The organism is Acidimicrobiales bacterium (genome assembly GCA_035512495.1).
Classification (GTDB): domain Bacteria; phylum Actinomycetota; class Acidimicrobiia; order Acidimicrobiales; family CADCSY01; genus DATKDW01.
The window spans coordinates 18,547-37,980 of sequence record DATKDW010000085.1; the positions used below are offsets into that span (position 1 = coordinate 18,547).

Below are 19,434 nucleotides of genomic sequence, written 5' to 3' on the forward strand. Positions count from 1 at the left end.
CGTCAGCTCTCCTCGAGGGGTGCGTCGTCGGTGTGCTCCGGCAGCTGCCCCGTCACCATGTACCGGACACGCTCGCCGATGTTCACGGCGTGGTCGGCGATGCGCTCGTAGAAGCGCCCCACCAGCGCCAGCTGGACCGAGAGCTGCAGGGCGCTGGCACCCGTCTCGTGGGTCTCGAAGATCGAGGCGATGTAGTCGACGTGAAGGTCGTCGACGGTGTCGTCCATGTCGTCGAGGGCGGCAGCGAGGGCGGCGTCGCGGTCGACGTAGGCATCGATCGAGAGCCGAAACAGCCGATGGACGCCTTCGCTCATCTGCTCGAGCAGGCCCCGGACCGAGGGATCGAGCTCCGTGCCGTACATCCGTCGCGACGCCTTCATGATGTTGACGACGAGGTCGCCCGACCGCTCGATCTCGGCGACCATCCGGATGGCGGTCATCAGCGAGCGAAGATCCGAGGCCATGGGCTGCTGGAGGGCGAGGAGCTGGTAGCAGCGCTCCTCGACGTCGAGGGCGAGGACGTCGAGCTCGTCGTCGCCGTTGATGATGGCCTCGGCGGTCGCCAGGTCGCCGTCGAGCAGAGCCTGGGTGGCACTGCTCAGCGACTCGGAGACCATCCCCCCCATCCGGACGATGTCGTCGCGGATGAGGTCGAGGTCGTGGTGGAAGCTCTTGCGGGTGTCGGTCATCTCGCCCTCCTCGTAGTCGTCGTCCCGGTCACAGCGTCACAGCCGCAGCGTGCGAGCGGTGCCACACCCACGGAGTCACCCGAACCGCCCGGTGACGTAGTTCTCGGTGCGGACGTCCCCGGGGTTGGAGAAGATCGTCTCGGTCCGGTCGTACTCGACGAGCACCCCGGTGCGGGCGTTGGTCGACTCGTCGGCGAGCACCGTGAAGAAGGCCGTGCGGTCGGCCACCCGAGCCGCCTGCTGCATGTTGTGGGTCACGATCACGATCGAGTAACGCTCCTTGAGCTCCTGCATGAGGTCTTCGATGCGAGCGGTCGAGATCGGGTCGAGCGCGGAGCAGGGCTCGTCCATGAGGATGACGTCGGGCTCGACGGCGATGCAGCGGGCGATGCAGAGGCGTTGCTGCTGGCCACCGGACATGCCGTAGGCGTTGTCCTTCAGGCGATCCTTGACCTCGTCCCAGAGAGCTGCGTCGCGCAAGGCTCGCTCGACGATCTCGTCCATGTCCCCCTTCATCCCGGTGGTGCGGGGACCGAAGGCGATGTTGTCGTAGATGGACTTCGGGAACGGGTTGGGCTTCTGGAAGACCATGCCGATCAGCTTCCGGACCTGGACGGGGTCGACCTTGGGGCCGTAGATGTCCTCTCCGTGGTAGAGGAGGCTGCCGCTGACGCGAGCACTCGGGATGAGGTCGTTCATGCGGTTGAGGCATCGCAGGAGGGTGCTCTTCCCACAGCCCGACGGCCCGATGAGCGCGGTGATGTCCTTGTGGTAGATCTCCATCGAGACGTCCTCGACCGCCAGGGCACCGCCGTAGCGGACCGAGACCCCGTCGAGGGCGAAGGTGACCTCGCCACGCGCTCCGTGATCGGCCTGGTGGCCGATGTCGGCCCGCAGTGACACCGAAGGGGTGCTGGTCGCGTCTGGTTGCATCGTTCGACTCGATTCGGGGGTCGTCTCGTCGTTCACGGTCTCGGTCTCGGTCACTACCACTCTCGCTCGTATCGGTTCCGGAGCCAGATGGCCACGGAGTTCATCAGCATCAGGAGCAAGAGCATCACGAGCACCCCGGCAGCGGCGAGGACGCGGAAGTCCTCCTGGGGGCGCCCGGCGTACTGGAAGATCTGCACCGGGAGCACCGAGTAGCCGCCCTCCAAGAACGAGGGAGCGAAGGTCACGAAGGTGACCGCCCCGACCAGCAGCAGGGGCGCCGCCTCACCGATCGCCCGTGCCACCGCCAGGATCACCCCGGTCAGGATGCCCGGGATGGCGGCGGGGAGCACCTGGCGGCTGATGGTCTGCCACTGCGTCGCGCCGAGGGCCAGCGATCCGTCCCGGATCGAGGGGGGCACCGCCCGGATCGCCTCCCGGCTGGCGAGGATGACGGTGGGGAGCACCAGGAGAGCCAGGGTGAGCGAGCCGGCAGCTGCGACGAAGCCGAGGCTCACCGGCCCCCGGACGATGAACGCCAAGCCGAGGATGCCGAAGACGATGGAGGGGACACCTGCCAGGTTCTGGATGTTGAGCTCGATCAGGCGGTTCCACCACTTGGCCTTGTTCGCATACTCCTCGAGGTAGATGGCTGCTCCCACCCCGAGGGGCACGATCAGCAGGATCACACCACCGATCACGTAGGTGGTCCCGAGGATGGCGGGCCGGTAGCCGGCGCTCGCCGGGCGGACGGTTGAGGGGTCGTTGGTCAGGAGGTCGAGGCTGAGCAGCGGGCGGCCGCGCATGAACGCCCACACGATCACCGAGGTGAGCGCCACCAGGGCGACGCCCAGACCGAGGAGCAGGGCAGCGATGAACAACAGACTGCCGAGCTTGTCCTTGCCGGTGCGCTCGCCGAAGATGCTCCGCGTGGTGGCGCGAGCACCTGCGACGGCAAGCCGCGTGCGCTCCGTGCGGGGGAGGTCGTCCTTGGTCGCCACTACTCGTAGACCTCCCGGAACCGGCGCACGAGGCGGATGGCGAGCATGTTCATGGTCAGGGTCATGAGGAAGAGCAGCGTCCCCACCGCGAAGATCGTGTCGTAGACGACGGTGCCGGTGGCGATGTCGCCGGTGGCCCGGCCGCCGATGTAGGCCGTCATGGTCTGGATCCCCTTGGTGGGGTCGAAGCTCAGGTTGGGGTTGCCTGCACCGGCGGCGATGAGGACCACCATCGTCTCGCCGATGGCCCGGGATGCACCGAGCACGACGGCGGCCACGACCCCCGAGATGGCAGCCGGCAGAACGACCCGGACGGTGACCTTGAACTTGCTGGCCCCGAGGGCGTAGGCGCCCTCCCGGAGCCCGGCCGGCACCGCCCGCATGGCGTCGTCGGAGACCGACGAGACCAGCGGGATGATCAGGAACCCGACGGCCACGCCTGCGACCCCGATGGAGAACGGCCCCTGCCACGGCAGCATGGGGAGGACGTCCTTGGCCAACGGGGTCAGGAAGAAGAGGGCGAAGATGCCGATTGCGACCGTGGGGATGCCCTCGAAGACCTCGAGCACCGGCTTGATGACCTTGCGGGTCCGCCGGGAGGCGTACTCCGAGAGGTAGACGGCGCACGCCAAGCCGATGGGGATGGCCACGATGAGGGCGAAGAAGACCACCATCATCGTGCCCACCACGATGGGCCACACGCCGAAGACCGGGTTGGCGAAGGCAGGAGCCCACGTCGTCTCCGTGAAGAACTCCACGATGGAGACGTCCTGGAAGAAGCCGACGGTGGGGCTGAGCAACGAGAAGACGATGGCCGTGGTGACGAGCACCGACAGCGCGGCGCAGCCCGCGAGCAACGCCTTGATCACCTTCTCGCCGTAGCGGGGGCTCGCAGCCTCCAGCGTGCGCCGAGCGCCGACGGCGCCGGTGCTGGAGGCTGCGAGCTCAGGGGTTGCCATGGACGGTGACTCCCTCTCCTGCTGCGGGTCGGTGCTGCGAGTCGGTGCTGCGGTCGGACGGGCTCAGCCGGTGAGGGCCGCGACCTTCGCCTCCGCATCGGACACCTGATCGTCGTTCATCGGCACGAAGCCGGCGAGGTCGGCGATCTCCTCCTGGTTCTCGATGTAGAAGTCGAAGAATGCCTGGACCTCGGCTCGGGCCAGGGCGGTGTCGCTGGCGTAGAGGAACAGCGGCCTGCCGAGCGGCGAGTAGTCGCCGCTCTGGACGTTGTCGAGGGTGGCGTCGACGCAGCCGTCGCCGTCGTCGATCTGGAGCGGCTTCACTGCGTCACCGGCCTCCTGCACGAAGGAGTAGGGGATGTAGCCCATGGCCCACGGGTCGCCCTGCACCGCGGTGACGGCGGCGAAGTCATCCTCGCCGATGTCGGTGTAGTCATTGCGGATCTTGCCCTCCTCGCCGTTGATCGCCTCGGTGAAGAAGTCGAAGGTGCCGGAGTCGGTGCCGGGACCGTACAGGGTGATCGACTGGCGCTCAGCGGTGCTGTCGAGGTCGAGGCCGTCGATGTCCCCCCAGGTGCTGACCGAGGAGCCCTCGTCCCAGATCTGGCTCGCCTGGTCGACGGTGAGGCAGTCGAGGGGGTTCTCGAGGTTCACGACGATCGACAGCGCGTCGTTGGCGACCTGGACGTTGTCGTAGGCGATGCCGTTCTGCTCGCAGAGCTCGATCTCCGACTCCTTGATCGCACGGGAGGCGTCGTTGCCATCGGTCTCACCGTTGCAGAACTTCTGGAAGCCGCCGCTGGTCCCCGAGACGGCAACGGTGACGCGGACGCCGCTGTTCTGCTCCATGAACAGCTCGGCGGCCACCTCGGTCAGGGGGGCCACGGTCGAGGAGCCGTCGATGTTCACGGTGCCGGAGAGGTCGCCGTCGGTGCCGTTCCCGCTGCCGGCCGTGGTGGCGTCGTCGCCGCCGCAGGCCGCCGCCAGCAGGGTCAGCGCGACCAGCGCAGCCGAGAGGCGCACCGATCGGTGGTGGGGGGTTCGCAAGGGTGTCCTCCTGGGGATGGGGCCGAGGGACATCCCCGGCCGGAGCGTCGCTGCTCGCGACAAGGAGGATCGTAGGAGGCCTCGGTGACAGCGAACCGGCCCTGAGGTGAACGGAGGGTGAAGGGCTCGTGGCCGTTCCGGCAACGATCGCCGACCATCGGTGAACGCGTCCGAGATGGGGTCTGCCGGCCGGTTCGCGCTTTCAGCGCGGGTCGGTGAACGAGGCCAGGACCTGGCGGTCCCGGTCGTAGCTGAGGAGCGCAGACGCCTCCCCCGGTGGGAGCCAGCGGACCTCGTCGACCTCGGCGTTGGGCTCGAAGGCGCCACCGGCGACCTCCATGGCCCAGTAGCGGACCAGCTTGGCGCGGCCCCGGTGGTCGACGTAAGAGCTCGAGATCAGCTCGTCGCCCAGGCGGCAGCGCAGCCCGGTCTCCTCCTCGACCTCGCGCCGGGCGCAGTCCTCGTCGGACTCCCCCTTGTCGCGCTTGCCCTTGGGCATCGACCAGTCGTCGTACTTCGGTCGGTGCACCACCAGCACCTCGACGCCGTCGGGCGTCGGCCGCCAGACCACCCCACCGGCGGCGAAGACCAGCGTCGGCGGCGCGCCGGCGGCCGAGGTGGTCACGAGGAGCGCCGGGCTACCGCCGGACCGGGCTCGACGGACCTGGTGCGGTCGCGGGCGAGCTCCTTGAGCACCACGTGGGCGTTGGTGCCGGTGGTGGACGGCACCCGCTCCCAGGAGCCGTCGGGGCCGAGCGTCCACGACCGCTCGTCGTCGCCGAGGTTGATGTCGAGGACCTCCTGGAGCCGCTCGCGCAGCCCGGGGTCCTCGATGGGCAGCACCGCCTCCACCCGGCGGTCGAGGTTGCGGGGCATGAGGTCGGCCGATCCGATGAGGTAGCTCGGCCGGCCAGGCCCGGCGCCGTTGGCGAAGTAGAAGATCCGGGAGTGCTCGAGGAAGCGGCCGACGATCGAGCGGACCCGGATACGCTCCGACAGGCCGGGCACGCCCGGGCGCAGGCAGCAGATCCCCCGCACGATCAGGTCGATCTCGACCCCGGCCTGCGACGCCTCGTAGAGCGACTCGACCATGGCCGTGTCGCCGAGGCTGTTCAACTTCATCACGATCTTGCCGGTGCCGGCCGGAGCGGCGGCTTCGTTGGCGATGAGCTCCGCCAGGCGGGGGCGCAGCGGGCCCGGCGCGACCAGCAGCCGGCGGAAGCGCTCCTGGCGGCCGTAGCCGGTGAGGTAGTTGAACAGCTGGGTGAGGTCGGCCCCGATGTCGGGGTCGCAGGTGAGCAGCCCCAGGTCCTCGTAGAGGCGGGCGGTGCGCTCGTTGTAGTTGCCGGTGCCGATGTGGCAGTAGCGCCGGATGCCGTCGTCCTCTTGGCGGACCACCAGCGCCGTCTTGGTGTGGGTCTTGAGCCCCACCAGCCCGTAGACGACGTGGACGCCGGCTTCCTCGAGGGCCCGGGCCCACGTGACGTTGGCCTGCTCGTCGAAGCGCGCCTTGAGCTCCACCAGGGCCGCCACCTGCTTGCCCTGCTCGGCCGCCCGGATGAGCGCCTTGACGATGGCGCTGTCGGCCGAGGTCCGGTACAGCGTCTGCTTGATGGCGAGCACCTTGGGGTCGGCGGCCGCCTGGCGGATGAAGGCGACGACCGAGGAGGTGAACGACTCGTAGGGGTGGTGGACGAGGATGTCGCCCTCGCGGATGCGGGCGAAGATGTCGGTGGCCTCGTCGTCGACGTGGGCCAGCCGGGCCTGCGCCACCGAGGTGAAGGCCTCGTCCTTGAGGTCGGGGCGGGGGAGGTCCCAGACGTTCCAGAGGCCGCTGAGGTCGACCGGGCCGTCGAGCACGTAGACGTCGCCGGGGCCGAGGTCGAGCTCGCGCGTCAGCAGGGCGAGGGTCTCGTCGTCGATGCCCGACATCACCTCGAGGCGGACGGCCCGCCCGAAGCGCCGGCGCCGCAGCTCCATCTCGACCGCGGCCAGCAGGTCGTCGGCCTCTTCCTCCTCGAGCGTGAGGTCGGCGTTGCGGGTGACCCGGAAGGGGTGGTGGGCTCCGATCTCCATCCCGGGGAAGAGGGCGCCGAGGTGCTCGGCGATGACCTGCTCGAGCGGCACGAACCGCTCCCCGTCGGGCATCACCACGAAGCGGGGCACGTTGTTGGGGACCTTCACCCGGGCGAAGCGGCGCTCGCGGGTGTCGGGGTCGCGCACCATGACGGCCAGGTTGAGCGACAGGTCGGAGATGTAGGGGAAGGGGTGGCCCGGGTCGACGGCAAGGGGGGTGAGCACCGGGAAGATCTCACGCTCGAACACGTCGACCAGGTAGGCGCGGTCGTCGTCGTCGAGGTCGTCCCAGTCCGAGAGCCGGATGCCCGCCTCGCTGAGGGCGGGAGCGATGTCGGACACGAACAGCGACACCTGCGTGGCGGTGAGCGCCTCGACGCGGTCGCGGATGAGGGCCAGCTGCCGGGCGGGGCGCAGGCCGTCGGGGCCCACGGTGGTGATGCCGGCGGCCACCTGGTCCTTCAGGCCGGCCACCCGAACCTGGAAGAACTCGTCGAGGTTCTGGGCGAAGATGGCGAGGAACTTGGCCCGCTCGAGCAGCGGGACATCGGGGCGCGCGGCCATTTCCAGCACCCGGGCGTCGAAGTCCAGCCACGACAGCTCGCGGTTGAGCAGGCGGGTGTCGCTGGGCTCGGCGTGGTCGGGAGCGCCACCGCCGCCCGCATCCGGGCCCGGACGACCTGCTCGGGGCGCCCCCTCGAGCTGGTCGAGAGGGGCACTCATCGTCCCGCCACCTTATCCGGCAGCGGCGCTGGCCACGCCGGGGAGCAGGGCGGCACCGACGACCCCGGAGCTGTCGCCGAGCTCGGCGGGCACCACCCGCAGCGGCGAGCTCGGCACGAGCAGCCTGCTGCGCACCTCCTGCTCAATCCGCCCGACGAACGGGGGCCCGAGCTTGTCGGCCAGGCCCCCGCCCACCACCACCAGCTCGAGGTCGACGGCGTGCACCACCGATGCCAGGGCCGCCCCGAGGGCCACCACGGCGTCGTCGACGAGCTCGATCGCCACCGCGTCGCCGGCCTCGATCGCCCCTCGCCAGGTGCCCGACTTCATGCGGCCCTCCCCGACCCGCTCGACCAGCCACGTGGGCTCACCGGCGGCGTGGCGACGACGGGCCTCGACCTCCATGGCGGCCCGGCCGGCGTAGGCCTCGAGGTGCCCAGGCCGCCCGCAGCCGCACCGGCGCCCGTCGCGGTGGGCGACCACCATGTGGCCGATCTCACCGGCGAGGCCGGACGGACCCCGCCGGACCTTCCCTCCGAGGACCAGCCCCCCACCCACGCCCGTGCCCACGAAGACCACCAGCAGGTCGTCGGTACCGCGCCCGGCGCCGTGGCGGTGCTCGCCCAGGGCGGCGGCGTTCACGTCGTTGTCGATCGCCACCCGCTCCACGCCGAGCGCCTCGGCCAGGAGGGCGGCCAGCGGCACGGGCCGGTCGAAGCCCGGCACGTTCGGGGCGGCGAGCACCGTCCCGGAGGTGGGGTCGACGACGCCGGGCGCGCCCACGCCCACGCCACCGACGTCGTCGAGGGAGCAGTCGAGGGCCTCGACCGCCTTGGTGATCGTCGCAACGACGGCGTCGACGCCACCGGAGCTGGGCGTGGGGATCTTCTCGGACGAGACGACCTCGCCGTCGTCGACGAGGGCGGCGAGGACCTTGGTGCCGCCGAGGTCGACGCCGATCGTCAGCCCCACGGGGGCTCCGTCAGGCCCGGTAGGCCGGGTCGGGCGGCGCCTGCTCGTCGGGCAGGCCGAGGTCCCACTCGAGCAGCAGCGCCTCGCGCTCGGCGTCGCGGGCGACGCGCTCGCGGTTGCGGCGGAACTGCGGGTCGTGCGGTGGCAGCAGATTCAGCCGGGCCATGACCCGCTGGCGGAAGCCATCGATCATCCGAGGGTCACCGAAGTCGGACTGGAGCTCCCAGTGAGGCGACACCGGGCCGAGGTACACGATGCGGACGTGGCCCTGCGGCGGCTGTTCCTCGGTCGGCGTCTGGCTCTGCATCGACATCCGGGACTCCTGGCTGGGACGGGGACCGGCCGATCCTACCGGCTCACCCGTCAGTCACCGGCCTGCTCGACATCGACCGAGCCGAGCGTCGCGGTGGTGGTGCCCTCCTCGCCGCCGCGCTCGTAGCGGATGGTCACGGCATCCCCCGGCTCCTTGGCCACGATGGCGGCGACCACCCCCGACGCCGAGGCGACCGTGCGGCCGTCGATGGCGACGATGACATCGCCCTGACGGAGGCCGGCCTCGGCGGCGGAGGTGCCGGGGACCACACGGGTCACGAAGGCACCCTCGGCTGCGGTGACGCCGAGCTGGTCGAGGATCTGCGGCGAGACGTCGTCGACATCGGCGGTGCTCACGCCGAGGAAGGCGCCCCCTCGCACCTCGCCGCCCCCGTTGCGCAGCTCCTCGAGCAGGGGCTTGATGAAGTCGATGGCGAGGGCGAAGCCGATGCCCTCGGCGTTGCCGGCGATGGCGGTGTTGACGCCGATGACCTCACCGAGGGCGTTGACCAGGGGGCCACCCGAGTTGCCGGGGTTGATGGCGGCATCGGTCTGGATCAGCTGCTCGAGGGTCTGACCGTTCTCGGCGCGGATGCTGCGGGCGAGCGCCGACACGATGCCGGTGGTCACCGTGGGCATGGCGCCGAGGGCCAAGGCGTTGCCCACCGCCACGACGTCGTCACCGACCTTCATGGACGACGAGTCACCGAGCACCACGGGGGCGAGGCCGCTGACGCCCTGGGCCTGGATCAGCGCCACGTCGTTGGAGGCGAACCCACCGACGAGGGTGGCCGGGACCTCCCTGCCGTCGGGGAGCATGACCGTGATCGAGGTGGCCCCGGCGATGACGTGGTTGTTGGTGAGGATCAGGCCGTCGGCATCGATCACCATGCCGGTGCCGGCACCTTCGACCACCGATGGGGCGGCGCCGAAGCGCCCCGCCCGCAGCCCTTCGGTGCGCAGGGCGACCACGCCCGGCTGCACGGCGGCCAGCACCCCGCCGACGTCGAGGGGCGCACCCCGGAGCTGGAGGTTGGCCCCAGCGTCCTCCGTCGTCGCCTCGCGGCCGACCGACACGAGGGCGCCGGCGGTCACGAGGGCGCCCACCAGCGCGCCCACCAGGCCCCCGATCAGTGCCGCAGGGAGCCAGCCACGGCCTCCGCGCTCGTCGGGCGCCACCGGGGCGGGCGGAGGGTGCTCGTCGCCCGGCAGGGGCGACCAGGCCGGGGACCAGGCGTCGGGCGTGGGCGGCGCGGTGGGTGGGTTGGCGCTCCACGTCGCGGGATCGGCGGGGGCGGGGTCCCCCGGTGAATCGTGCTGCATGTGGCCTCCCGGGCCGGGATTCGGTGACGGGCCTCGGATGTCCTCGAGTTCCCACCCATCCTGGCCGATGGGTTCCCACGTACAGATGTCGGGAACCATTACGGCAGCCGCTTCGTTGTACAAAGGAGCGATAGAGGAGTTCGATGGACACGAGCTGGATGACGGAGGGGAGCTGCCGGAACGAGCCGCCCGAGCGGTTCTTCCCGAGCGACGGCGTGGGCGTGGAGGTGGCGCGGCGGATCTGTGCCAGCTGCCCGGTCCAGGAGCCCTGCCTCGAGTATGCCCTCGTCCAGCGCATCGACCACGGTGTGTGGGGCGGCGCCTCGGAGCGTGAGCGCCGGCGCATCCTCAAGCGGCGCCGCACGGAGGCTGCAGCCACCTCCTGAAGGGGGCGTCCTGGGACGTCGGCGTCCGCCGGCGCCGCGGGTCGCTCGCGGGCCGGTGTCGCCGGCCCGGTGCTCAGGTGACGGGCTTGTCGTCCGTGGTCTCGTCCTCGAGCCCCTCGACGTTGCCCTTGCGGAACTCCCGCTGGGCCTGGCCGAGCGATCGGGCGAGGCCCGGGAGCTTGGCGCCACCGAAGAACACCAGGACGATCAGCAGGATGATGACGAGCTCGCCGGTGCCGATCGCTCCCATGGCCTCCACCGTAGCCCCTGACCCCCCTCGCGCGGCAGCGCCGCGGCGTGCCAGGGTGGGCGGGTGCTCGAGTGCGTCGTCAACGTGAGCGAGGGCCGGCGACCCGCCGTCCTCGACGCCCTCACGGCGACGGCGGGCGGCGACCTGCTCGACCGCCACGTCGACGCCCACCACCACCGCAGCGTCTTCACCCTCCTGGGGGAGGAGGCGCCCCGCCGGCTGGCCACCGCCGCCGTCGAGCTGATCGACCTCCGGCGCCACCAGGGCGTCCACCCCCGCCTCGGTGCCGTCGACGTGGTGCCGTTCGTGGCGCTCGACGGGACCCCGGAGGCGGAGGCGCTCGCCGCTCGTGACCGCTTCGTGGCATGGGCGGCCGCTGAGCTGGGGCTGGCGGCCCACGCCTACGGCGGCGACGGCCCCACCCTGCCGGCGGTGCGCCGCGGGGCGCGCCGTGGCCTGCGGCCCACTGCCGGGCCCCTGCTCCCCCACCCGACCGCGGGCGCGGTGGCGGTCGGTGCCCGTCCGGTGCTGGTGGCCTACAACGTGTGGTTGGCAGCGCCCGACCTCTCCCTGGCCCGCTCGATCGCCGCCGGGCTGCGGGGGCCGGCGGTACGGGCATTGGGTCTCGCCGTGGGCCGCGAGGTGCAGGTCTCGTGCAACCTCGTCGACCCCACCGTGGTCGGTCCGGCGGCGGTGGTCGACGCCGTGGCGTCGAGCGCACCCGTGGCCCGGTGCGAGCTCGTGGGGCTGCTGCCTGCCGCCGTCCTCGCCGCCGTCCCCGAGGACCGGTGGCAGGAGCTCGACGTGGCCGCCGACCGCACGATCGAGGCCCGTCTCGACAGGCGGGGGGCCTAGGCGGGGCCTAGGCGGTGGCGATGCCTCGTCGGGCCTGGGCCCGGGCCCGGCGGACGCGACGCCGCTCGCGCTCGCTCATCCCACCCCAGATCCCGAACTTCTCGCCGTTGGCCAGCGCGTACTCGAGGCAGTCCTCGCGCACGACACAGCCCCGGCACACCTCCTTGGCCTCGCGCGTGGAGGCACCCCGCTCCGGGAAGAACAGGTCGGGGTCCACCCCCAGGCAGTTCGCCTCGTCCTGCCAGCTCTTCTCACCGGTCGAGATCGCTGTCACCTGTCGCACGGCTGGCTTCCCCTCCTCCGGTGCGGCGTCCCGGCCGGCTGGCCGCTTCCTCACACCGTTGTAATTACAACACGGTGATCATCCACCCAATGGGCCCAGGATGCAAGGGGGTCCTTGACAAGATCACCGCGATCGGGAAGGCGGAGCCCGCTGTGCAGGTGCCGGCGGCCACCCGCGGGTGTCCGAGATGAGCGCTATGCGCTGCGGCGGAGGTTCCGGCGCTGCTCGATGAAGTCGACCAGCACGTAGTCCCCCAGCGTGTCGGGGGTGGTGAAGAACGCCCGGCCGCGGTTCAGCTCGGTCATCTTCTCCACGAACGCCTTCAGGTAGCCGGTTGCGTCGAGCATGAAGGTGTTGATGCGGATCCCCTCACGGGTGCAGCGGTTGACCTCGCGCAAGGTGGCGTCGACCGTCTCGCGCACCGGCGGGTAGCTGAAGAACGGCTCGGCCATGCCCGGCTCGAAGTGGGCGGTGGGCTCACCATCGGTGATCATGATGATCTGCTTGGTGCCCGACTGGCGCGCCAGCATCCGCCGGCTCAGCAGCAGGCCGTGCTGCATGTTGGTGCCGTAGTCGAAGTCCCAGCTCACCTCGGGCAGGTGCTCGGGCTTGAACTCCCGGGCCACCTTGGAGAACGTCACCATCCCGAGGAAGTCGCGCGGGTACTGCGTGGAGATCAGCGAGTGCAGCGCCATCGCCACCTTCTTGGCGGCGAGGAAGTTGTCGCGCATCGGCATCGAGAGCGACACGTCGAGCATCAGCACCGTCGACGCCCGGCTGACCACTTCGGTCTGCTCCACCTCGAAGTCGTCCGGGCTGAGCGAGACGGGGGTGCCGCCGCCGGCGCGGCGGATGGCGTTGCGGATCGTTCGCTGGATGTCGAGGTTGAACGGGTCGCCATACTCGTAGGGCTTCGACTGGTAGGCCCGCTCGTGGCCGATGCCGACCTGCTCGATCTCGTGGCGGCCGGAGGCGTCCTTCATCAGCTTGGCGAACAGCTCTGAGAGGGCGTTCTGCCCGATCTTGCGGATCCCCTTGGGGGTGAGCTCGTAGCGGCCCTCCCGCTGCTCGATGACCCCGGCGTCCTCGAGCATCTTGGCCACCTCGGCCATGCGCTCGAGCGACAGGGCGGCGTCGTCGCCGAGGAGCTGGCGGGCCCGGTCGACGTCGACCTCGGCCAGGGCGCCGGGGTTGGTGGCCGAGCGCATGAGCTGCTCGAGCTGGTCGAGGTCGCCGAGCTCCTGCATCAGGCCGGTGGCCTCGGCGAAGCCGAGCGGGTCGTTGCCGGAGAACTGGTACTGGCGGTCCCACCCGGCGCCGGGGAAGGCGCTGCGGAGGTTGCCGGCGAGCTGGTCCATCTGGAAGGCGAGGTCCATGTCCTCCAGCAGCTGGTCGGAGAGCCCCTGGAGCTGGGCCCGCTGCTCGGGGGTCATCGAGCTGAGCATCGCCTGCATGGCCGCCATGCGCTGGGCCATGGTCTCGAGCAGCTCGTCGAGGTCCTTCGGGTTCTCCGGGAAGAAGTCGCCGTGCTTCTCCATGAAGGCGTCGAAGTCGGGCTCCTCGCCCCGCTCGCGGGCCTCGAGCATCTGGTTCAGGTCGGCGAGCATGTCCTTCATGGCCGCCATGGCCTCCGGGGTGACGTTGCTCATGGCCCCGGCCATCTGGTTGAACATCGACTGCGTGACCTGCTGGCGCAGCTCGTCCATGAGCTCCTCGAAGCGCTCCCGCGCCTCGGACGAGGCAAACTCGTACTCGCTCAGGGAGCGGACCTGGCCGGCGAGGTCGGGCGGCAGGAGGTCGAGCTGCATGCGCTTCTCGGCCGCCACCTCCCCGGTGACCTCCTGGCGGCGCTCGTCGCCCGAGGCGGCCGCCTCCTGCTCCAGCTCGTCGATGCCCTCGCGCTCCATGTCGATGACGTCGCGCAGCGACTGGGCGATCTCGTCGTAGACGCCGCCGAGGTCGTGGCTCTCGAGGCGCTCACGGCGTTGCCGACGCAGCTTCTCGAGCAGCTCGCGCATCCCCTGCACCCGCTCGCCGTTGCGGTCGTTGAAGCCCGACTGCATGAGGCGCCGCAGGGCCGAGTTGGGGTCGCCGTTGTAGAGGAGGTCGTCGGTGATCTCGCCGAGGATGGCATCGGCGTCGAGGTCGAAGCCCCGCTGCGAGCCGTCCCACCGCGAGTACGTGAAGCGCCCCATGGGGCCACGGTAGGCCGTCGTCCGGCACCTCGCGCCGGAGCGGGCAGGCTGGCCCCATGCCCGAGGGCCACACCATCCACCTCCTCGCCCGCGACCACGCCCGCGCCCTGGCTGGCCGGCCGGTGGGTGTGTCGTCGCCCCAGGGGCGCTTCCCCGACGCCGCCGGGATCGACGGAGCCGTGCTCGAGGGGACCGACGCCTGGGGCAAGCACCTCTTCTACGAGCTCGAGGGCGACCGGTTCGTCCACGTCCACCTCGGCATCTACGGCGCGTTCACCGAACACGCCCCGCCCGTCCCCGTGCCCCGCCCCACCTGCCGGATGCGCCTCCGGGGTGAGGCCGTGGTGCTCGACCTGATCGGGCCGATCACCTGCGAGCTGCTCGACCGCGGGGGGCGCGACGCGGTGGTCGCCCGCCTCGGTCCGGACCCGATTCGTCGCGACGCCGACCCGGAGCGGGCGTGGCAGGCACTGCAACGGCGATCGACCTCGATCGGCCAGGCCCTGCTCGACCAGCGGGTGGTGGCCGGCGTCGGGAACGTCTTCCGGGCCGAGGCCCTCTTCGTCCACGGCATCGACCCGGCCCGTCCGGCTCGGGAGGTCACCCGCGACGAGTTCGACGCCCTCTGGGCGACGCTGGTGGCCATGCTCCGCCAGGGCGTCCGCGACCGGCGCATCATCACCGTCGACCCGGCCGAGCTCGGTGTCGCCCGGTCCCGCATCACCAAGGCCGAGGCCACCCACGTCTACAAGCGCGACGCCTGCCGGAGGTGCGGGACCCCCATCCGCCGGTGGGACCTCGCCGGGCGTTGGGCCTACGCCTGCCCCACCTGCCAGCCCGTGTGACAGCGACGGTGGGTCAGGGGGTGGCGGGGGGTCCGTCGGCGTGCAGGAGCGTTCGGTCCCGACCGGCAGCCTTCGCTTGGTACAAGGCCGCGTCAGCGAGGAGCATGAGCTCTTCCGCGGACCTGGCGTGGTCGGGGAGGCTCGATATGCCGAGGGAGATGGTGATCCTGCCGAGGGCTTGGCCCTTGAAGTCGACGGCGAGATCCCGCACGAGGTTGCGGAGCTGCTCGGCACGCTGCATGGCCGCGTCGCAGGAGGTGTCCGGGAGGATGACCACGAGCTCCTCGCCGCCCATCCGGCAGGCGATGTCCTCGCCTCGGAAGCTCTCGAGCAACAGCCGACCGACGGCGGACAGGACAGCATCTCCTGCGCTGTGCCCGAAGGTGTCGTTGAAGACCTTGAAGTGGTCGATGTCGATGGACACGACGCTCAGCGGCTTGGAGCTGCGTGTAGCGCGGCGCACCTCTCGATCCAGCGACTCCTCGAGGTAGCGCCGGTTGTAGAGGCCCGTGAGCGGGTCCCGGATCGACTGCGCCCGCAGACTGGCACGCAACCTGTAGTTCGCCATGGCGAGCGCTAGGTGTTCCGCCACCGTGAGCGCCAGCTGGCGGCGAGCATCGCCGGTTCCCACCGACGTGTCCCCGCGGGCCCGTCGCACGTGCAAGATCCCGATGGCCTCGCTCTGTGCGACCATCGGGATGCAGATGGTGTCGTGCGCCGCGCCAGTGGTCACGTGCGGGCAGGCAAGACCGCTCGCTGCGTTGGTCTCGTACGGCCGGCCACGGCGGAGTCCCCAACACGCTGATGGTGCGAACACGGGTTCCTCGTCCGCGAGTGCCTCTCCCCACGCGGCGACAGCCTCCACGACGTTGCGCGAGGCCGAGAGCAGGTACATGGCGCCGCTGTCGAACGGGAAGAGACGCTCGGCAAAGCGGGTCACGATGCCGTAGGACTCATCGATCGCCTCGCAGCTCTGGAGCAGCTCTCCCATCTCGCTGAGCAGCGTCACCTCCCGGTTCCGGAGCTCGAGCGCTTGGACTGCGCCGGCGACGGACTCCGTGGCCCGTCGGCGTTCGACGACCCGGCCGAGCTGGGTGCCGACCTGGTCCATAAGGCCCTTCAGGTCGTCATCGACGGTGTCGGGACCGTCGGCGAAGAACTCCAACACTCCGGCGACCTCGGCGCCGGCCAGGATCGGGAGTCCGAACGAGCTGACCAGAGCGGCATCGGCGGCGGGCCCCTTCCTGTTGAAGGAGGCGTCGGTCGCGAGATCAGCGATCGAGACCGAGTGCCGACGCCGCAAGACGCGACCACCGACGTCCAGGCCGGAAACGAGCGACGCCTCCTCGGTGGCTCTCTGGAAGGCATCCATCTGCTCCGAGGCCTCGCGATGCCAGATGCCGGTGTCGATGAGCTCGCCTGACGGGTCATCGACGAGATAGGCATGGCCAGCGACCCAGCCGGTGTAGGAGCACACCGCGCGGAGCGTTCCGGCGATGGCCTCATGCAGCTCAGAGGCCTCGTTCGCTGCTGAGGCCACGCCCTTGAGCAGCACGAGCGCGGCTGTCCGCTCCTCGAGCTGTGCACGTTCGGCAATCAGATTCCGCGTCACGCTCTTGGCCTCCAGCTGCGCGGACTCGGAGTGACGCCACGCATAGACTGCGGCGGCGCTCTCAGCGAGGATGAACCCAGCGTGGATGCCGGCCCACTTCCAAGGATGGGCGATGGCATCGGGGTGGTTGAACACCGACGTGGGGTCCAGCGCGCCGAGCACCCCATGGTGGACGGCGACGTAGGCGATCGTGCCCAGGAACGGCAGCCAGTGCTGGTACAGCGACACGACGACCACGACGACGAAGAAGTGGAAGTGCATCTCGATGTAGCCGCCCGAGAAGTGCACCAAGATCGCAGACGCCGATGCGAGGCCGAAGCTCGCCGCCGCCATCCGGACCGTTGGGGACAGAAGGGCGGAGCCGGCAACGAACGTCGCCACGGCCACCACCGCCACCTCCCCCGCGACGTGCAGTAGCGCGAAGCCACGAATCAGTCCGAACGCAGCCAGCGCAGGGACGTGGAGCCAGAGCAGGACGAGGATGGCACGATGACGCCGCTCCCAGGCGCCGGCCGACAGGGAGCCGCCCCGGGGAAGGTTGTTTCGGACCGCGGTGAGCCACGCCTGGCCGGCGCCGCTCACATCGAGGGCATCGAGGTTGTCTCCATCGACCGGAGGACCGGCCTGCCGGAACGGTGCGCGCGTCGACCGCATATTCAGCTCATCGGCTCGAGCGGTCGGAACTAAAGGACAAATCTCCCATTTGCCGATACCTCCGTCCTCCAGGTTCGGTCCCGACACCTGCTACCGGTCGGTCAGCTGCGCACCTCGACCCCGTCACTCCGACTGTTGCACCGCAGCGGCCACCTCGAGCGCCACGTCGAGGACGTGATCGCCGAAGCACCGGTCGAGCATGAAGGTCTCCTCGTACTCCGCGACCTCGGCCTCGGGGACGTTGGTGAGCGCGCCCCCGACGGGGTCCACCTCGAAGCTCTGGATGATGTAGCCCAGGGAGTCCTGCGTCTGGCCGAACACCATCGTCTGCCCGCCCTCGAACGCGGCGTAGCGCGCCTTCGACTTCAGCACCTGGGAGATCGACGAGAAGATCTCGCCGGGCGCGGTCAGCACCGTGAGCTGCCCGAGCCGGAAACCGGACACCTCCGTCTTGATCGTCAGCGGTGACGCGGCCGTGCACTGCCGGGTCGGCGACTTGCCGCCGCTGTACCAACCGGCCACGCCAGCCGCATCACCGGGAGTGAAGGTGCGGTCCAGCAAGCCCGAGATGCCGAGCGCCGCTTCCGCCCAGTTGGTGACCGGGTGCTCGACGACCGCGCTGACGGTCTGCACCTCGTTGGAGGTGAGGAACGTGCCACCGCGGGCGATGTCGCTGCCGACGAACGTGGCGAAGTCGCGGCCCATCTCGATGACCTGGTCGTTGCGGTCGTAGACGCCATCGTCCGTGAGGTCCTCGCCGGCGGATGGCAGGCGCGACGGCGAGACGTTGCCGAGGCCGCCCTCGATCACGACGCCGACGCCTCCGAGGTCGTCACCGAGCGCCTTGGAAGCCGTCGCGGGCCAGTCACCGTGCATCACGGGCTGCGAACCCAACACGGTCGGATGGGCCGCATAGTTGACGAGGGTGGCGATCACCTTCGCCTCGTCCTTCTTCTTCCGTGGGACCTCCCGCGCCTGGAGCCACACCGCGCCGTAGTCGGGCGTGGAGTGGTAGGTGCCCCGCCGCTCGTTGTTGAAGGCGCGAGCGTCGACGGATCCGACGGCGATGGTCGCCGGCCGCATGGCGCCGAGCGCCTCGGCCGCCGAGGTGATCACCGCAACCCGGAGCTGCTCGCGGTACCAGGAAGGCAGACCACCCCATGCGCCGTAGCCGTCAGCGCCACCGTGGGTGTGGGTGGATCCGATGGCGAGGTTGTCCACGGGGATGTCGTGTTCTTGGCCGATCGAGCGTCGCATGTCCGCGATGCCGCAGTCGCCGCACAGGTCGTCGCGGTAGCTGGAGAAGTAGCCGACCATGTCGATCATCTGCCAGACGACCGTGCCCTCGGACGTGCCGTTGGAGAAGGCCAGGGTCCGGACGTTGACACCGGCGTGGGGATCCACGGATGTCGCAGCACGGGCGGGGCCGATCCCGTACCCGCCGAGGTACACGCAGTCGGGCGAGGCCGGCCAGGATCCGGTCTGGTCGACGATCAGCTTGTCGGCGAGGTGGGTGACCTCCTCGGGGAAGTTCGAGACGTACTCCGAGCAACCCTCGGTCTGCCACTGCTTCTCATCGGGCGCGATGCTGCGGACGGAGGCGCCCACCAGCCACTGACCGTCGGGCAGGCGGGCGGCGAGGGCGGCGGCCCCTTCGGTGGCGACGAGGTCGGCGGCGTCGGTGGCCTCCTCCGATGCCAGCGGCAGCGGAGCGGGCGGGACCGGCTCCTGCCCCGTGCTCACCGGCCCGAGCCCGACGCCGGCCCAGGCGGCACCGAGGAAGGTCGTGCCGACGGCCAAGCCGGCGATGGCGGTACGAAAAAGGGTGCGTCGCATGGATGGTTCCTCAGGTATCAGGGGGTGGAGTGGTGGTCGCGCGGCCGGAGGGTCGCACGGTGCGGAGGTGGCGTCGTCAGGACCGCCGCCTCCGCAGACCGGTCGCCGCCGCAGCCGCGAGGGCGATCAGGAGGGCTCCGGCTCCGGCGCCTCTCGCCAGGTCACCAGCGATCGACGCTGCCGTCCGCTCCTGCGCAAGCACGGCCGGTCCGACCGGGGACGAGACGGAGGCGGATCCGACTGAGGGCGGTACGTCGACGGGCATGGCAAGACCGGTCGTGGCAAGCGCCTCACCGTTGATCTCCCCCCACGTGTCGACGACGGCACCACGAGCGACGAGCGCCGTCTCGCTCTTCTTGAGCCGCGTCGCAGCAACCCACCGGCCGTCCTGCAGCGTCGCGTCCACGGCGCGCCGGACCTTCCCGTTGGGGCCGAGGACGGTGACCGTCGCCGTCGAGACCTCGCCGGTGCGCGCCCAGGGCCGGA

The 19,434-nt window shown here is 70.6% G+C and carries 19 protein-coding genes; 3 read left to right on the forward strand and 16 right to left on the reverse strand.

What is annotated here, in order from left to right; all coding sequences use genetic code 11:
* Positions 1 to 2: 2 nt before the first annotated feature.
* The 10 genes from phoU to VMN58_12690 all read right to left on the reverse strand — a co-directional run bounded on the left by phoU (position 3) and on the right by VMN58_12690 (position 10,032).
* Positions 3 to 689 carry a phosphate signaling complex protein PhoU gene (gene phoU / locus VMN58_12645; protein HUF34045.1) on the reverse strand — a complete coding sequence of 229 codons (687 nt, stop codon included), beginning with the start codon at positions 687 to 689 and terminating at the stop codon, positions 3 to 5.
* Positions 690 to 764: 75 nt separating this feature from the next.
* Entirely contained in the window at positions 765 to 1,622 is an 858-nt protein-coding gene (gene pstB / locus VMN58_12650; protein ID HUF34046.1) for a phosphate ABC transporter ATP-binding protein PstB, read from the reverse strand.
* A 53-nt stretch (positions 1,623 to 1,675) separates the two neighbouring features.
* On the reverse strand, positions 1,676 to 2,620 hold the full coding sequence (pstA, locus tag VMN58_12655) for a phosphate ABC transporter permease PstA (protein ID HUF34047.1): 945 nt from the start codon (positions 2,618 to 2,620) through the stop codon (positions 1,676 to 1,678).
* Entirely contained in the window at positions 2,620 to 3,579 is a 960-nt protein-coding gene (gene pstC, locus VMN58_12660) for a phosphate ABC transporter permease subunit PstC (GenBank protein ID HUF34048.1), read from the reverse strand. The genes pstA and pstC overlap by 1 nt, the downstream gene beginning before the upstream one ends.
* A gap of 63 nt (positions 3,580 to 3,642) precedes the next feature.
* Positions 3,643 to 4,626 (reverse strand): PstS family phosphate ABC transporter substrate-binding protein, encoded by a 984-nt coding sequence (locus VMN58_12665; GenBank protein HUF34049.1) that lies wholly within the window; start codon positions 4,624 to 4,626, stop codon positions 3,643 to 3,645.
* Positions 4,627 to 4,828: 202 nt separating this feature from the next.
* Entirely contained in the window at positions 4,829 to 5,251 is a 423-nt protein-coding gene (locus VMN58_12670) for an NUDIX hydrolase (GenBank protein ID HUF34050.1), read from the reverse strand.
* On the reverse strand, positions 5,248 to 7,425 hold the full coding sequence (locus VMN58_12675) for an RNA degradosome polyphosphate kinase (protein HUF34051.1): 2,178 nt from the start codon (positions 7,423 to 7,425) through the stop codon (positions 5,248 to 5,250). Before VMN58_12675 ends, VMN58_12670 begins: the two co-directional genes overlap by 4 nt.
* Before the next feature lie 12 nt (positions 7,426 to 7,437).
* On the reverse strand, positions 7,438 to 8,397 hold the full coding sequence (locus VMN58_12680; GenBank protein HUF34052.1) for an ROK family protein: 960 nt from the start codon (positions 8,395 to 8,397) through the stop codon (positions 7,438 to 7,440).
* A 10-nt stretch (positions 8,398 to 8,407) separates the two neighbouring features.
* Entirely contained in the window at positions 8,408 to 8,710 is a 303-nt protein-coding gene (locus tag VMN58_12685; GenBank protein ID HUF34053.1) for a hypothetical protein, read from the reverse strand.
* 50 nt (positions 8,711 to 8,760) lie between these two features.
* Positions 8,761 to 10,032 carry a trypsin-like peptidase domain-containing protein gene (locus VMN58_12690; protein HUF34054.1) on the reverse strand — a complete coding sequence of 424 codons (1,272 nt, stop codon included), beginning with the start codon at positions 10,030 to 10,032 and terminating at the stop codon, positions 8,761 to 8,763.
* A 143-nt stretch (positions 10,033 to 10,175) separates the two neighbouring features.
* Here VMN58_12690 and VMN58_12695 point away from each other — a divergent pair, with 143 nt between their 5' ends.
* The gene (locus VMN58_12695; GenBank protein HUF34055.1) at positions 10,176 to 10,418 is read left to right on the forward strand and encodes a WhiB family transcriptional regulator; all 243 of its coding nucleotides are present in this window, start codon (positions 10,176 to 10,178) and stop codon (positions 10,416 to 10,418) included.
* A 73-nt stretch (positions 10,419 to 10,491) separates the two neighbouring features.
* On the opposite strand, the gene VMN58_12700 is transcribed toward VMN58_12695, so the two are convergent.
* Positions 10,492 to 10,668, reverse strand: coding sequence for a twin-arginine translocase TatA/TatE family subunit (locus VMN58_12700; GenBank protein HUF34056.1), 177 nt, complete (start codon positions 10,666 to 10,668; stop codon positions 10,492 to 10,494).
* A gap of 63 nt (positions 10,669 to 10,731) precedes the next feature.
* Between VMN58_12700 and VMN58_12705 the strand changes: the two genes are divergently transcribed.
* Positions 10,732 to 11,523 carry a hypothetical protein gene (locus tag VMN58_12705; GenBank protein ID HUF34057.1) on the forward strand — a complete coding sequence of 264 codons (792 nt, stop codon included), beginning with the start codon at positions 10,732 to 10,734 and terminating at the stop codon, positions 11,521 to 11,523.
* A gap of 7 nt (positions 11,524 to 11,530) precedes the next feature.
* On the opposite strand, the gene VMN58_12710 is transcribed toward VMN58_12705, so the two are convergent.
* Both VMN58_12710 and VMN58_12715 read right to left on the reverse strand, forming a co-directional pair.
* Complete coding sequence (locus VMN58_12710) at positions 11,531 to 11,806, reverse strand: WhiB family transcriptional regulator (protein HUF34058.1); 276 nt, start codon at positions 11,804 to 11,806, stop codon at positions 11,531 to 11,533.
* A gap of 194 nt (positions 11,807 to 12,000) precedes the next feature.
* A complete protein-coding gene (locus VMN58_12715; protein HUF34059.1) occupies positions 12,001 to 14,001 on the reverse strand; it encodes a hypothetical protein in 2,001 nt (666 codons plus the stop codon).
* 56 nt (positions 14,002 to 14,057) lie between these two features.
* Here VMN58_12715 and VMN58_12720 point away from each other — a divergent pair, with 56 nt between their 5' ends.
* On the forward strand, positions 14,058 to 14,846 hold the full coding sequence (locus tag VMN58_12720) for a DNA-formamidopyrimidine glycosylase family protein (GenBank protein ID HUF34060.1): 789 nt from the start codon (positions 14,058 to 14,060) through the stop codon (positions 14,844 to 14,846).
* 13 nt (positions 14,847 to 14,859) lie between these two features.
* Here the strand turns inward: VMN58_12720 and VMN58_12725 are convergent, their stop codons facing one another.
* The 3 genes from VMN58_12725 to VMN58_12735 form a co-directional block, all read right to left on the reverse strand.
* A complete protein-coding gene (locus VMN58_12725; protein ID HUF34061.1) occupies positions 14,860 to 17,112 on the reverse strand; it encodes a diguanylate cyclase in 2,253 nt (750 codons plus the stop codon).
* Positions 17,113 to 17,235: 123 nt separating this feature from the next.
* Entirely contained in the window at positions 17,236 to 18,948 is a 1,713-nt protein-coding gene (locus tag VMN58_12730) for a hypothetical protein (protein ID HUF34062.1), read from the reverse strand.
* 76 nt (positions 18,949 to 19,024) lie between these two features.
* Positions 19,025 to 19,434, reverse strand: a 410-nt coding sequence (locus VMN58_12735; GenBank protein ID HUF34063.1) for a hypothetical protein, incomplete at its 5' end; no start/stop codon positions are given.

Excerpts from the sequence above, each read along its gene's own strand:
- phoU (HUF34045.1), bottom strand. The coding sequence starts at position 689 with ATGACCGACACCCGCAAGAGCTTCCACCACGACCTCGACCTCATCCGC.
- pstB (HUF34046.1), bottom strand. The coding sequence starts at position 1,622 with ATGCAACCAGACGCGACCAGCACCCCTTCGGTGTCACTGCGGGCCGAC.
- pstC (HUF34048.1), bottom strand. The coding sequence starts at position 3,579 with ATGGCAACCCCTGAGCTCGCAGCCTCCAGCACCGGCGCCGTCGGCGCT.
- VMN58_12675 (HUF34051.1), bottom strand. The coding sequence starts at position 7,425 with ATGAGTGCCCCTCTCGACCAGCTCGAGGGGGCGCCCCGAGCAGGTCGT.
- VMN58_12685 (HUF34053.1), bottom strand. The coding sequence starts at position 8,710 with ATGTCGATGCAGAGCCAGACGCCGACCGAGGAACAGCCGCCGCAGGGC.
- VMN58_12690 (HUF34054.1), bottom strand. The coding sequence starts at position 10,032 with ATGCAGCACGATTCACCGGGGGACCCCGCCCCCGCCGATCCCGCGACG.
- VMN58_12695 (HUF34055.1), top strand. The coding sequence starts at position 10,176 with ATGGACACGAGCTGGATGACGGAGGGGAGCTGCCGGAACGAGCCGCCC.
- VMN58_12700 (HUF34056.1), bottom strand. The coding sequence starts at position 10,668 with ATGGGAGCGATCGGCACCGGCGAGCTCGTCATCATCCTGCTGATCGTC.
- VMN58_12715 (HUF34059.1), bottom strand. The coding sequence starts at position 14,001 with ATGGGGCGCTTCACGTACTCGCGGTGGGACGGCTCGCAGCGGGGCTTC.
- VMN58_12720 (HUF34060.1), top strand. The coding sequence starts at position 14,058 with ATGCCCGAGGGCCACACCATCCACCTCCTCGCCCGCGACCACGCCCGC.
- VMN58_12725 (HUF34061.1), bottom strand. The coding sequence starts at position 17,112 with ATGCGGTCGACGCGCGCACCGTTCCGGCAGGCCGGTCCTCCGGTCGAT.
- VMN58_12730 (HUF34062.1), bottom strand. The coding sequence starts at position 18,948 with ATGCGACGCACCCTTTTTCGTACCGCCATCGCCGGCTTGGCCGTCGGC.